Source organism: Pedobacter sp. AJM (assembly GCF_002197755.1).
Taxonomy (GTDB): domain Bacteria; phylum Bacteroidota; class Bacteroidia; order Sphingobacteriales; family Sphingobacteriaceae; genus Pedobacter.
On the sequence record NZ_NHOT01000003.1, the window covers coordinates 384,806 to 399,533 of the forward strand.

The following is a 14,728-nucleotide window of genomic DNA, read 5'->3' on the forward strand; positions in this document are numbered from 1 at the left end:
AATATGGTATTAGCTAAAATGAAGGTAATCACTTATTTAAAGTAAACGGATGATATGGTTAAGTTAACGGGTTGAATTTTGTCGCTGTAACCAAAGGTAACTTCCAGTTTTTCGATTAGGTTTAAATCAAAACGGGCTTTTGTTTGCGATTGATAATATAAGGGCAGGAAACCAGGATATGGTCGTGGCAATAACAATTGCTGGTCTGCCTTCAACTGGTTTAACGGAATCTCTATTTCCTGAAAATCGCGTTCAGCCGAAATTTCTTTTGAAAAGAAATGTGCATCGGCATCAATTAAACCCACTTTTACTTTTGTGTTTTTAAGGTTCGATTTCATCCGGATCACCAATGTACTCATGCCGGATAAGTCAGTCATTCTTCCCGACAGGTAATCTGCAATAAAACTTTGGAAACCCATTATCGCTGCCTTTTCTGGTGCATTCATTGAAAGCTTTAATTCCAGGTTTAGCGGATTTTCAGAGGAGGTAAATTCCATTTTATTATTCTTCCAATCCGGATTATAAATATTGATGTTATTCCGGTCTGATTCGGGATTGAAAACTTCCAGATGCGCATTTTTCGCCGCGACATAGGTTTGGTAACTTTCGGTTTCCGGCCTATCCCAAACATAAGGATTGCCCGGAACATTCCCTGGAAAAGTATGGTATTTTCCATTGGCCTGGTGAACCATAACCCGGTAATTTAATACTCCAGGCTTTAACATTTCGGCAGGAACAATTGCCGTGAAATGGTACGGATCTATTTTATTTAAGCCCATGCTTTTCCATTGGCCAAGCGCATTGTTCAATTCTATGTAAGCAGAATCTTTTTGATCAAGACCAAAAATTTCCATTTTAATTGCCAGATCTACATTTTCACTCGCGGTTTTTAAAGGTTGATATTTAACAAAAACCCCCTTTAAACTGGCCTTTGGTGCAACGAAATCGCCAAGGACGATATTTTCATAGGCATCTTTAGCTTTCCATAACGCCTTCAGCCCTTTCTTTACGAGCAAATAACTTCCGGGCGAAATATTGAATCGACCAGTCTTTGTTTGAGCAGCATACTGATTACCAGCATTTAGGCCTTTAATTTCAAATGCTGCGCCCAAATCATTCAGTTGAACTTCCATCATTGAATTTTTCCAATCAATTTGTGTGACCGTTTTTTGAGGCGAAGCTTTTGCAAAAGGATCACTGACTGGAATGGCATCAGGCATCACTTCTAAACGCCAGATTCCCTTTGCCACCTGATCAATAAAATAAGCGCCATTGCCCTGATATTGAACTACAGGAGAACTGCCTACTCCTGCAATATGTTTGATTTTTTGGCTGTTAACTGGTTTAGAAATGGTTGAATTGGTATAATAAAAAGCTTCTTCAGTATTCATTTCGCTGAGTGCCTTTTTGTAATCAAGTTTAAAAGCACCAAAACTGGTTTCACTATCGGATTTAAATAACCTTGGAAGCTGATGGAATGCTTTGGAGGCAATTAATAAGCTAATGGCTTTTGAAGGCGTGTAAGCCAGGTTTAAATAATGGGTTTGGTACTCGGTATTGGCATAGGCTGTAGCCATTGGATCATAGGCAAATTGTGTGGCCCATTGAAAACCAGCTGCCCTGAAACTTTTCGCCATGGCGGGATACATAATGGGGGTCATCACATCGCCTGCATCAAATTCATACACCACTTTTGCACGGTTGGCAAAGGCAGGAATGGTATCAAATGGAATTTTATACGCAGCTACATTCGGCAGGAAATTGCCTTTTAAGGTATGGCCTGCTACTAAACCAGTTGGGTACCACTGAAAACTATGTCCCTGCACATCTGCTTGAACAATGGCTGCCGCGTACTTAGGCGATTCGCTGATGTTGTAAAAAATGGGTTTGCTCCACCCGGTACTTTTGATGGCACTCACCATTCTGTTGATGTATTCTGTTGTGCGTTCAGGTGTACCACTATGCTGGGGTTCATTGTTCACTTCAGTTGCCAGAATATCCGCATCTTGCTGATAGGTTAACCCTGTATATGGATTTTTATGCTTGAAGAACTGTTTCAGGTAGTTTTCCTGAGCCTTAAAAGCTGCTTCATTCATTAACGCATCGTGTTTACCGTATTTACTGGAGAAACTTCCGGTACGTTCATCTTTTTCCGGGTATCCATTGCCCCAAAAAGCAATGGGTGTGACTAATGTTTTGATTTTTCTCTTTTTCAGTTCTGCCAGTAAAAAATCGAACAGGCGTAAATGTTCATTATTCAATAGATTCCCCAATGAATCTGAAATTTCCGTATCCCATACATGTACCCTGAAGGCATCTAAACCTAAACGGGAGAAATGATAAACATCATCTTTAATAGCCTGTTCTGCAGTAATTCCCGTTTTCAAGATAGCCCGATTGCCATAGGCAAAGGGCGCTGTGTAATTGGTACCGAAAAAGGCAGCTTCCTGATGATTCTTTTCCCAGCGGATCACCCCTTTCGCATCTACATAAATGCCTTGCTTATTTTGTGCCCGGACAAAGCCGGACATCAAAATAAAGGCCAGAATAAATAAATATTGTTTATTTAAAATCATGTAAGAAGTTTTTGATCAAATGTGTTTTTTGTCACTACTCCTTCCCTTTGGGTACCCGTCAAGAGGGAATGTTTACGACTTATACAGCTTGCAGATTAAGGCAAAAAGGCATCCATCGCAACGGTGGGTTTGCCCGAATCGTCAAATGCGCCTAACTTGTAGCCATTCCAGCTGTTGTATGCTTGTGGTTCCCAGTAAAAAACGCCTAAACCTTTGTTATTGGCAAGCGATTTATTTTTCGCCATAATATCTTTAATAAAGTCTCTGCAAGCAGAAGCATCCGTAACCGGCATCCCCACTTCACAAATCATCACTTCAGAACCATAACGTGTAACCATATCATTCATATTGGCTAAACATTGGGTATTTTTTGCAGACCAATCTGCCGCAGTTGGATAAAGCGACATGCCCACTACGTCCCATTTGGCGCCATTGGCTTTTAATCCGTCAAAAATCCACCTGAATAAACTATTATCATATCCATTGGCTATATGCACCACCACTTTAGAAGCTGGATCTACAGCCTTCACGCCTTCATAACCTGCCTGAATCAATTCCGCAAAATTTTTCATGCTTACAGATGCCTTTCCATCATTCCACAACATACCATCGTTGGTTTCATTACCTACCTGCACCCATTCCGGGATAATGTTCTCTGTTTTCAAAGCCGTTAAAACGGCAACAGTATGACTGCGAACGGAAGCTATTAAGGTCGTGAAATCCTGATTGGCCCAGGCCGCTGGTTTGTTCTGCTGCGCAGGATCTGCCCACGTATCGCTATAATGAAAATCGATCAGCACACGCATGTTCGCAGCCTTCGCCCGTTTTGCCTTGGTCAATACATCGGCGGTATTACAATATCCCGAAGCCGGATTAACCCAAACCCTTAAGCGGATGGTGTTAATACCTTTATCTTTTAGAATTTTAAACAAATCCTGTTGCACGCCGGCGCTGTTGAAAAACTTCCGCCCTACAGCTTCCATTTCGGTTACCCAGCTTACATCGGCACCTTTAGCGTAGGTACCTACCGCATCAGCCTCAGGGTAAAATTGCGTTTCACCTTTAATGGTTTTCTTGCAACCAGCACCTGTTAAAATTATGATCACTACTAAAGTAAACCATTTGATGCCTTTTATATATTTTGCGAACATATTCATTTTACTTAATGGTATACGTATAATTTCCATCGCCCGCGCTTAAATCTAAAGTAACAGTAAACACGCCGGTTTTGGTAACCGGGATATTGATTCCACCCCACACTGGAGCACCTGCAAAGACCAAATTGCCAGAGGCATCAACCTTGTAGCTAATGTCATAACCACCATTACAGGTAAATACAAATGATTTTCCGGCGGTTAGTGCTACGTTTGCGGCTTCCAGTTTTCCGGTTGTGGCATTGTAATTCAATGGTGTAGCAGAGGTACTCCAACCGTTATCATCTCCAGAGATGAAAAATTTAACCGGTGTATAAGTGATGGTTAAAGCCGCTACATCAGCATTAACTTTCATATATGCTGGTGATGGCGAAAGGTATAAATTACCACTGTTCAAGCTCATGGTTGTTGCCGTTCCGCCCCAGCCATATACTTTACTCGCATCCAGGGTTGATGCCAGTTGAAAAGCATCACCACCATAACCATCTGCGTTGGGCAGGTTCAGATAACCTTCGTATTTACTGTTAAACTTGGAAGATGCCAGTAAAAAACCATTGGTTCTAGTGGCTGGTGTTTTCCATGAATTGCCTCCTTTAACCAGCAATGCCGGATATTCTACAATGGCTTTGTAAGGGTTTACCGTCATGGTTAGGGTGGAGTATACTGGCTTAATGGCAGAGGCCACTCCCGTATTTTGGTTTACTTCTGCTTTTAACCTTACAGCGATTGTGCTGGCCGTACCTGTTGGCAATGTGAGTTGCACACCGCTTAATGCATTAAAATCAGCACCGGTATATGTTTTCTGTAAGGTGCCTGCAGGAATTTTCACCACCACTGCATTTGCCCAGGCATTGGTGCCACTGGTATCTGCAGGCAGATCAAATTCCAAAGAATAAGCCGTTACTACATTTGCCCCAAAATTTGCTGCATTAAAACTAAAGGTTACCACATTGGCTGCATCATTGCCAGGACTTAATACTACCGCAGCAGATGAAGTTTTAAATGCTAAAGCTGAAGCTGATGGATTGACGACCACGTTATTACTTTCATCCTTTTTGCAACCCGGCATGAAAATGCTTAATAGCAGAAGGGTAAATAAGGCGTTGAATATTTTTTTCATTTTGCTGAAACGTTAATTAATAACCAGGATTTTGACGAAGGTTTGGATTGGCAGATAGATCTGTCGGAGGCAGTGGATACAATGAAAATCTGGTATTTACCGCCGTTCCGTTTCGGGTACCACCTTTCCATGCCCATAAATAGTTAGCCGAGGTAAATTTACCAAAGCGAATCAAATCGGTTCTCCTGAAGGCTTCGTACCAAAGTTCTCTTCCGCGTTCATCCAGAATAAAATCAGTAGTTAAAGCGCCAGAACTAATATTTCCTGCGGTACTTCCATTGTAAGCTCTTGTGCGCAATTGGTTCACATAACCTAAAGCAGTACTTAAACTTCCGCCAGTACCCCCTCTTAAAACAGATTCTGCATAAGTGAGATAAATTTCGCCTAAACGGAAAAGCGGGAAATCGATATCAGAGAAATCTTTCGCTACATCCTGATGAGGTGCCGGTCCACCTGAACGGGTTTTGTTTCGGTATTTGGTACTCGAATAGCCATCAGTAGAGGTATACAGATCATTCACTTCCAGATTTTGTCCGCTCATATAAAACTGTGCCCTGCTATCTGTCGCCCCTGTTTTATCTGCAAAAAGATTCACAAACTGCTGCGTAATGCGCAACCCGCCCCAGGTTCCGCTAGAACCAGAAACCTCAGCAGGTACACCAGCCGGACCATGCATCAGGTAAGTGGTACCGCCATAATTCTGTGTACTGGTACCATCGTAGTTAATGGTTAAAATAAATTCATCTCTATTCAAATGATTATCAGCAATGGTTAATTCGCGGTAATTGTTATGCAAGGCATAACCTGCACCCGTAATTTTATTACAATAGGTAATGGCATCAGTATATCTCGGCGTGCCAGTGTATACTTCAGCATTTAAATAAATCCGGCTCAACAGTGCCCAGTCAGCCGCCTGATCTGCACGACCATATTCGTTGGTTTTGGCCGGAGCCAGTTCGGTTTCTATGGCTTTAAGTTCTGACTCTACGTAGTTGAACACTTCTTTACGCTGCATCTGTAATGGCAAATCTTTACCACCAATCTGCGTTTGCTCCGTTACCATTGGTACGTTTCCATAAAGATCCATTAAAACCGAATACTGAAATGCCCTGATGAAACGTGCTTCTGCCCTGAACTTCCGCACCGCTACAGCATCTGCTCCTGTAATTCCTCGTTTGCTTAAATTATCATCTGATGATTGGTTAATGAAATCATTACACAAGGTAATCTGAAAGTAGGAACGGTAATACAACCCGTTGATGATTGCATTGGTTGATGACCAGCTCATTTCATGTAAACCCTGAATCCCGGCATCACTTTGCCATGACCAAACAGCCTCATCTGTGGTGAGCTCCTGCAAGTTCCAGTATAAACGAAGGAAATCAGAGTTACCCTCATCCTTAATAATTTCAGTGGGGATATCGGGCTGGCCAACAGAGGCATTTCCGGTAAGTGCAAAGGCACCATAAACCTTGGCCAATGACTGTTTATAACCGCTTACGCTGGTGTATACATTATCGGCAATTAAATCATTGGTTGGTGTAAGATCCAGTTTGGTGCAGGAAACCATCAAGAATGAGGTGATGCAAACCAGCAGGAACATTTTTAAAACACGTAGTTTCATATATTTTGGATTAAAACGGTTCATCATATTTCAATATAAATCGTTAGTAATTGAGGTTTAGGCCTATAGAATACACACGAGGCCGTGGATAGATGTTGTTATCTATTCCTGAAGCTACCTCAGGATCAAGGCCTTTATATTTGGTGATTACAAATACATTCTGCACGCTGGCGGTTAGCTGCAAATTGGCTTTGCTTTTAAATAATTTTCCAAAGGCATAACCCAGGTTAATATTATCCATCCGCAGGAATGATGCATTCTGAACATAATAATCACTTAACAATTGCTGTGTCTTGAAATTGGTAGTGAGGTAGTTTGGTGATGCATTCAGGATAACTGATGTACCCGTAATTTGTGCCAGGTTACCGCTTTGGCTGTAATTATTATTGTATACGTAACCACCTAAATTCGCCCTCAGGGTAAAGGAGAGGTTCCATTTTTTATAGCTTAAGTTATTACTGAAACCGAGGAACAATTTCGGGTCTGCCTGTTTACCTTTCTTTAAATCGCTGGCGGTAATGGCACCATCGCCATTTTGATCAACATAGACACCTTCAATCGGATTTCCAGCCTGGTCATACACCTGTTCAAAAAGGTTAAAGGTGTTTTTCGGTCCGCCAACGGCATTTATAAATACGAATTGTCCGCCTACACCACCTGCTATTGAACCGCTTGGAAAGCCTGCATAGTTAGAATCGTTCGGAACTACGGTTAAATTGGTAATGGTATTTTTATTGTATGTGGCATTTACGCTGAAATCCCAGTTGAAATCTTTTTCTTTTACCGGATTAAAGTTCAGCGTCATCTCCACTCCTTCATTCTTCATATCACCTACATTTACAATTGCCGTAGCGGCGAAATTGGTTCCTGCAGGTTGCGGAATCCGGTTTAACAGATCACTGGTTTTCTTCTGATAGACATCCAGGCTACCACTAATGCGGTTATCAAATAAACCAAAATCAAGCCCGACATTGGCAGTTGCAGTTTCTTCCCATTTAATATTGGAAATGTAAGCACTTGGGCGGTACATCTGGTAAAAGGTATCGCCAAACTGATATTGTGCATTCAGCGAACTTAAACCATAAGTGGAAAGGTAGCCATAGTTATCAATTCCATCCTGCTGACCAGTAATACCATAACTGGCACGAACTTTCAGGTTGGATATGGCTTTAACATCTTTTAAGAACGCTTCATTTTTAGCGGTCCAGGCTAAGGCAACAGATGGGAAAGTACCATATTTGTAGGCCGGGCCAAAACGGGATGATCCATCACGGCGAACTGTTGCTGTTAACAAAAAGCGTTCATCATAATTGTAGTTAAACCTGCCAAAATAAGAGATGAGGCGATATTGAGGTTTATTAAATGGAAAGGCCGGATCTGAATTGGCTACTTTATTTCCCCGGGCATCAAAAACCGGATAGAAATATTGCGTAGTTAAATAATCATTATAAGAATAACCAGCTGTAGCATCAATCCTGCTCTTGATTGATTTAAAATCTTTCACATAGTTCAGGTAAAAATCAACTACGGTATTTTGCCTGTTGGTTTTATATTGATTGCTTACCCCATTGCTTAAAATAGATTCGGCTGCATTCGGGTCAACATAAACAGTTCCTTTTCCGGTAGCCACATCATAAGCAGCATTGAAATTAGCATGTAGTTCCGGGAGAAATGGAAACTGATAATCCAGTTGTAAATTACCAATACTTCTCATGGGTTTAGCCCGATCTGCTCTCTGCTCCAGCAAACCAACCGGATTGCGGCCCACCAGATTAACCAAACCCGTAGGACTGGTTGGATCTAACCATTCCCAATAGCCATTGTATGCTGATCGGTTGGTATAAGTGGCTTGCGTAGGATCAAAACTTACCGCGCCACCAATGGCAGCGGTGTTGGCAAATCTTGTTTTTTGCATGCTGCCCTTTAAGTTTAAATCTACCTTTAAGTGATTATCAAAAAAGCGTGGGTTGAGTACCAGTGCCGCAGAAGTTTTTTCCAGCTGATCGGTTCTTAATAAACCTGTTTGACTCTGGTACCCTACAGAGATGCGATAAGGCAATTTCTTGATTCCGCCACTTATGCTTAAGTTGTTATCAGTAGAGAAACCATCCTGGTAAATCAGGTCCTGCCAATTGGTATTAAAACTACCCAATTGTGCTTTTTGTGCAGCAGTTCCTTTTGAATTTACAATGGAACGGATTTCATCAGCACTCAATACCTCCAATTGTTTTACAATTTTAGAAATGGAATTAACTGAATTGAAACTCACTTTCAACTTATTGCTTAATCCTTTTTTGGTGGTGATGATGATGACCCCGTTAGATGCCCTGGCACCATAAATAGCTGCTGCCGACGCGTCTTTTAATACCGTAAAGCTTTCAATATCATTTGGATTGATGAAACTTAAGGGATTGGAAGCACCAGAAACGCCACCATTTTCTAAGGGTACGCCATCAATCACGAATAAAGGATCATTACTGGCATTTAAGGATGAACCTCCGCGAATCCGGATGGTACTTCCTGCACCTGGCTGACCGCTATTGGAAGTAATGGCCACCCCTGAAACCTTGCCCGAAAGCATTTGCTCTGGCGTAGTAATGCTTCCCTTCTGAAAGTCCTTCACGCCAACTACAGCAACCGAACCCGTTAAATCTTGTTTTCTGGTGGTACCATAGCCCACTACAACCACATCATTTAAAGTGGAAGCATCTTCAATCAGGGTAATGGTTAAACTGATTGATTTAGAAACCGGAACTTCCTGCACTTTGTAACCTACAGCGGTAAATACTAAAATTCCATTCGATGGAATTTTAAGGGTGAAATTTCCGTTTCCATCAGTTGAAGTTGCGGTAGCCGTTCCTTTTAATCGAACGCTTACCCCAGGCATCCCCAAATTATCTGGAGCAGTTTTCACCACGCCGGTAATGGTGGCCTGTTGAGCGAAAAGATATCCATGGGTAAAAATCAATAGTAATAGCATAAACATTCGCTTGTTACTCTTGAAGAAAATTGTAATCATCTGCATAGAAATATCGGTTAGAATTATGGCCACAAATAAAGCCTTTATCCCTGTTTTTGATTTGTGCTATCGTCCATTTTTTTTGTGCTAATCGTCATAATATCGCCCTATTTACCTATAAACCATGTAAAGTATACGTAAGCTGCTGAAAAATGAATTACATTTGATTTCAAAAAAATTGCGTCTGGCGAAGCACAAGAATGATCCGTATAGTTAAATTTATTTTCTCTTTTCTCTGCGTTACGCTTGCCCTAAACAGCTACGGACAAAATTTAAAGTTTAAGCACATTCATGTAGAAAATGGTTTATCAAACAGCACCATCGAGTGCATTTTTCAAGATAGCCGTGGCTTTATCTGGTTCGGTACAAGAGATGGCCTGAACCGTTATGATGGCAATGAGATTACCGCCTTTAAAAGCACGGGGAAAGCCGGAAGTCTCAGCGATAACTTCATCAGGTGTATTTTAGAAGATCAGGACAAAAATCTCTGGATCGGAACTTCAAACGGTCTGAATAAATTTAATCCGGAGCAAAACAAGTTCGCCCATTACCCAGGTTCCGGGCAGAATAGCAATATCATCACTGCAATTGCGCAAAATAAACAAGGCATCTGGGTGGGTACTTATGGTGGTGGTCTTTTTAAGGTTAACCAGCAGCAAAACCTCAAGCAATATGCCTTCGGAAATACGCAACATATAGGTACGAGAAAAGATTTTATCAATGATATTTATACCGATCCAGGTAGTCAACTCTGGATTGCCAGCGACGCTGGTGTTGAACTTTTAAATACAACAAATGGTATTGCTCTACCTAAATTAAATAACTATAAAATCAGGACGATTAAAAAAGCCAAAGACGATTCCTTTTGGATGGCGACTGAAGAAAATGGCCTGATTCATTTTAACATAGCTAATAATTCATTTAAAACCTACCTGCATGAAGAGAAAAACCGCAATAGCATTGGCAGCAATTTAGTCAGGGCCATTGCATTCGATCATCAAAACAAGGTATGGATAGGTGGCGTTAACGGCGGGCTAAATCACTTTGATCCAGAGACAGGAAATTTTACCCATAATCAGAATCAGGCAGGTAATGCTTTCAGCCTTTCTCAAAGAACCGTTTCGGCTCTTTTTGTAGATAAACAAGGTAATCTTTGGGTGGGTACACATCGTGGAGGTGTAAATCTTTATAGCCCACAGGCGGAAAAATTTAACTTGTTCAGGCAGGAACCCGATAAAAACAGCTTAAGCTATAATGATGTCAGAGCTTTTTATGAAGCAGATAACGGAGAGATCTATATTGGTACGGATGGCGGCGGACTGGATATTTACAATAAAAAAAGTAAGGTTTTTAAGCATTTTAAATTTAGCCCTTTTGATGCTAAAACAATAGGTGCCGATGCCATCTTAGACATTACCAAAACCAAAGGCGGATTACTGATTGGTACCTGGGCCGGAGGATTAAACCGGATGAATGCAAATGGAACCTTTACCCGGTACCAGCACCAGGACAGCGACCCTAATTCCATTTCTTCAGATTATGTTCAAAGATCTTTTGAAGATAGTGAACACAATATCTGGATTGGAACCTATTACGGTGGACTGAACTTGTTTGATCCCGCGACGAATAGATTTAAAAGGTTTACAGATGGTGCAAATGGTACACATTTAACCGGCAATAACATCGTTTCCATTAACGAAGATTTAAATAAAAACCTCTGGATTGGTACAGATGATGGTGGTTTAAACCGGTACAACCTCAAGACCAAAGTATTTAGTCACTATTTTACTGAAGGTGGCAAAAAACCTGATTTACGGGTAATCTTTGTTGATGCTAAAGGTAATTTATGGATCGGCCAGGCCGGACTCTATCACTTTAATGCAAGCAAAAATAAATTTGTACCGGCTACTCAAAAAGCTGGACTTAGCACCGCTTTCATTAAGGGGATTACAGAAGATGAACAGGGAAATTTATGGATTTCTACCGCAAATGGCCTGACTAAATATCATCCCCAGAAACAGACCTTTAAGCAATACAACATGGCAGATGGCTTGCAGGGACAGGAGTTTGAATCCAATGCCTATCTTAAAACTAAAAGCGGTGAAATGTTTTTTGGCGGCATCAATGGGTTTAATTCCTTTTTCCCGAAGGATATTAAAACCAATGCCTTTGTGCCTCCGGTATACCTCACCGAGCTGAAAATATTTAATAAGGTGATCTCCCCGAAAAGCGATGAAAACATCCTGAAAAGTGATATCAGCTATACTAGAAAGCTCAAGCTGGACTACGATCAGGCAACAATTACCTTTCAGTTTGCAGCACTGAATTACGTATCAAGTGAAAATAACCAATACGCCTACCAGTTGGAAGGTGAAGACAAAGAATGGATTAATATTGGCAATAGCCGACAGGCGGTATATACCAATCTTGATCCGGGCACCTATATTTTTAAAGTTCGGGCATCCAATAATGATGGCATTTGGAACAACGTTGGCGTAGCCATTGAAGTGCGCATTGCTCCACCCTTCTGGGCCACCTGGTGGTTCAGGTTACTGGTCATTGGTACAGCTGTTTACTTCACCTATCTGGCCTTAAGCTTCAGGCGCAGACTGGAACTGAGAAAAATTGAGGAAGAAAAGCGGGAAGAAATCCACCAGACCCAACTTCAGTTTTTCACTAATATTTCTCACGAGTTCCGAACACCACTTTCCCTCATCCTGGGTCCGATTGAGCGTTTGCTGAATGAAGATAAACAGGAATCTTTTCAAAGCTATTACAACACCATCCACCGCAACGCCAACCGCCTGCTCAGGTTAATTAATGAGCTGATGGATTTTAGAAAAACGGCTGCCGGTGCGCTAAAACTAAACGTTACAGCCGGAAACCTTAACCTTTTTATTGATGAAATTGCAGAAGAGTTTAAGGAAATGGCCGCTGATAAAAACATAATATTTTCCGTTGAGAAAGATCCTTTACCAACAGAAATATGGTTCGACCGACAGATTATCGAAAAAATTATCCTTAACCTGGTTAATAATTCATTGAAGTATACGAAAGCTAATGGTACATTAAAAATTCAGATCCTTCATTCTATAGAGGATGTTATGCCATTATTTGCCAATCAACTCAATATTGAAAGTGATTATAAGGGAACGGAATATGTTTATTTCAGGGTCATTGATAACGGAATTGGTATTTCAAAGGCTTCTATCCAGCACTTGTTTGAACGCTATTACCGGATAACAGAATCACATCTGGGTTCTGGCGTTGGTCTGGCCTTTGTTAAAAGTTTGACCTTACTTCACAAGGGTTTGATTAAAGTATCAAGCGAAAGAAATGAAGGAACGGAAATCATGATCGGGATTCCGGTGCTTAAAGGCGATTACCAAATGGATGAGTTGTTTACCCGAAGTGATACAGCTGGCGGAACACGACTCGAAAGCATCATGTACCAGGTGGAAGCTGATCACAAAACAACCATTCCTGTCGTGGCAAACAATCAAAATGAAAAACAAAGGATATTAATTGTAGATGATAATGATGAGTTGCGCAATTTTTTAAAGCATGCATTAGCCAATCAATATCACATTCTGGAGGCTGTAGATGGCATTAAAGGTATGGAAGTAGCCCGGCAAAACCTTCCCGACCTCATTATTAGTGATGTGATGATGCCGGGTATGAGTGGAACGGAATTTTGCAGCCTCATTAAAGAAAATATAGAAACCAGCCACATTCCATTTTTAATGCTCACGGCAAAAAATAGTATAGAAGCTGAAATTGAGGGTGCCGCATCTGGTGCAGATCTTTATTTCACTAAGCCGATAAATACAAATCTGTTGCACATTACCATCCGTAATATTTTTGAACAGCGACAAAAATTAAAAGAGCATTATTTAAAAAACAGGGAAATTCAACCCAGAGAACTGGTCAGTTCTGAAAAGGATAAACTTTTCATGAATAAATTGCTGGCTATTATTGATGCCCAAATGATTAACCCTGAACTGGATATTGATTTCTTATGTAAGGAAATTGGCATGAGCAGAACGAAACTTTACCAGAAACTAAAATCAATTACAGGGCAATCGATTGGTGAGTTTGTGCGTTCAGCCAGACTTCGTAAAGCGATAGAAATTATGAAAAATGAAGATGTATTGATGACTGAGGTGATGTACAGAATCGGGATCCAAACGCAATCTTATTTTACCAAAGCCTTTAAAAAGGAATTTGGTGTTACGCCTACTGCTTATATTCAGGGGTTGGGCAAAAATTCTTAATGTTTAGCCACTTAGCAATTCTATAAAACATCCGTAATGGCCTGATTCTGTTTCAGGTGCAATCGTATCATTTTTATTTTGATCAAAACCAGGCGTTTTTATTGTTGTTCTACAGGTAATAACTTTTAAGCCAGCTCCTGCACTCCTGTCATCTCAAAAACAGCTATATGAAACAAAACACATCACCACTTAGCCCTGAAGAAAAAAAGCTTTTCGGCGACCTTATGCCTGAAGAGCTTAATGAAGTATTGCGTTCGGGCCTTCAGCGCCGACATTTTTTAAAATTAATGGGCCTTGCCTCCGCCGGTTTGCTGGTCAGCCATATGGTTGGTGCCGAGCAGCTTTTTGCCCGCTCGGTTGAGTTTGATGAGATTCCGGATCTTATTCCTGCTGCGATAGAAAATGGCATCAATGTGAGCTTCAAAGTGAATTCAAATAACAAAAAAGTACTTATTGATTCCCGAATGACCTTGCTGGATACGTTACGCGAACGGATCGGACTTACGGGTTCAAAAAAAGGTTGTGACCATGGCCAGTGCGGTGCCTGCACGGTGATTGTTGATGGCAACCGGGTACTCTCCTGCCTGACACTTGCGGCAAGTTGCGAGGGAAAATCAATTATTACCATTGAAGGGCTGGCAAAAGATAATGAACTGAACCCCATGCAACAGGCTTTTTTAAAACATGATGGCTTTCAATGTGGCTTTTGTACACCAGGGCAAATCTGTTCTGCAGTGGCATTGATGAAAGAAGCGAGGGAAGGTCAGGCCAGTTTTGTTACATCAAACATCAGGGAACAGGCCGGTGCAGTAATGCTTTCAGATGAGGAGATTGCCGAGCGCATGTCGGGCAATATTTGCCGTTGTGGCGCCTATCCTAATATTGTTGCCGCCATTAAGGAGGCCCAAACCGGGAAAAATATCGAACAGAACTGGCTTTTTGCAGGCTAACATCAACCCAT

Annotated in this window: 7 protein-coding genes; 2 read left to right on the forward strand and 5 right to left on the reverse strand. The window is 41.2% G+C overall.

Features of this window, described 5'->3' with window-relative positions; genetic code table 11:
- Nucleotides 1–32: 32 nt before the first annotated feature.
- From CBW18_RS21550 to CBW18_RS07515, 5 genes are all read right to left on the reverse strand, one after another.
- Nucleotides 33–2,576 (reverse strand): membrane or secreted protein, encoded by a 2,544-nt coding sequence (locus CBW18_RS21550; RefSeq protein WP_216359210.1) that lies wholly within the window; start codon nucleotides 2,574–2,576, stop codon nucleotides 33–35.
- Nucleotides 2,577–2,671: 95 nt separating this feature from the next.
- On the reverse strand, nucleotides 2,672–3,763 hold the full coding sequence (locus CBW18_RS07500) for a glycosyl hydrolase 53 family protein (protein ID WP_253248984.1): 1,092 nt from the start codon (nucleotides 3,761–3,763) through the stop codon (nucleotides 2,672–2,674).
- Nucleotides 3,735–4,850, reverse strand: coding sequence for a SusE domain-containing protein (locus CBW18_RS07505; RefSeq protein ID WP_088300671.1), 1,116 nt, complete (start codon nucleotides 4,848–4,850; stop codon nucleotides 3,735–3,737). The genes CBW18_RS07500 and CBW18_RS07505 overlap by 29 nt, the downstream gene beginning before the upstream one ends.
- Nucleotides 4,851–4,866: 16 nt before the next feature.
- Nucleotides 4,867–6,474 (reverse strand): RagB/SusD family nutrient uptake outer membrane protein, encoded by a 1,608-nt coding sequence (locus CBW18_RS07510; RefSeq protein ID WP_088301328.1) that lies wholly within the window; start codon nucleotides 6,472–6,474, stop codon nucleotides 4,867–4,869.
- A gap of 43 nt (nucleotides 6,475–6,517) precedes the next feature.
- A complete protein-coding gene (locus tag CBW18_RS07515; RefSeq protein ID WP_253248985.1) occupies nucleotides 6,518–9,454 on the reverse strand; it encodes a TonB-dependent receptor in 2,937 nt (978 codons plus the stop codon).
- Between the two features lie 239 nt (nucleotides 9,455–9,693).
- On the opposite strand from CBW18_RS07515, the gene CBW18_RS07520 reads away from it, so the two are divergent.
- Nucleotides 9,694–13,767 carry a hybrid sensor histidine kinase/response regulator transcription factor gene (locus tag CBW18_RS07520; protein ID WP_088300673.1) on the forward strand — a complete coding sequence of 1,358 codons (4,074 nt, stop codon included), beginning with the start codon at nucleotides 9,694–9,696 and terminating at the stop codon, nucleotides 13,765–13,767.
- 167 nt (nucleotides 13,768–13,934) lie between these two features.
- Entirely contained in the window at nucleotides 13,935–14,717 is a 783-nt protein-coding gene (locus CBW18_RS07525) for a (2Fe-2S)-binding protein (RefSeq protein ID WP_088300674.1), read from the forward strand.
- The last annotated feature ends 11 nt before the right edge of the window (nucleotides 14,718–14,728 follow it).

What these genes read in the sequence shown, in the direction of transcription:
- CBW18_RS21550 (WP_216359210.1), bottom strand. Translation starts at nt 2,576, where the DNA reads ATGATTTTAAATAAACAATATTTATTTATTCTGGCCTTTATTTTGATG.
- CBW18_RS07515 (WP_253248985.1), bottom strand. Translation starts at nt 9,454, where the DNA reads ATGCTATTACTATTGATTTTTACCCATGGATATCTTTTCGCTCAACAG.
- CBW18_RS07525 (WP_088300674.1), top strand. Translation starts at nt 13,935, where the DNA reads ATGAAACAAAACACATCACCACTTAGCCCTGAAGAAAAAAAGCTTTTC.
- CBW18_RS07505 (WP_088300671.1), bottom strand. Translation starts at nt 4,850, where the DNA reads ATGAAAAAAATATTCAACGCCTTATTTACCCTTCTGCTATTAAGCATT.
- CBW18_RS07520 (WP_088300673.1), top strand. Translation starts at nt 9,694, where the DNA reads ATGATCCGTATAGTTAAATTTATTTTCTCTTTTCTCTGCGTTACGCTT.
- CBW18_RS07500 (WP_253248984.1), bottom strand. Translation starts at nt 3,763, where the DNA reads ATGGAAATTATACGTATACCATTAAGTAAAATGAATATGTTCGCAAAA.
- CBW18_RS07510 (WP_088301328.1), bottom strand. Translation starts at nt 6,474, where the DNA reads ATGAAACTACGTGTTTTAAAAATGTTCCTGCTGGTTTGCATCACCTCA.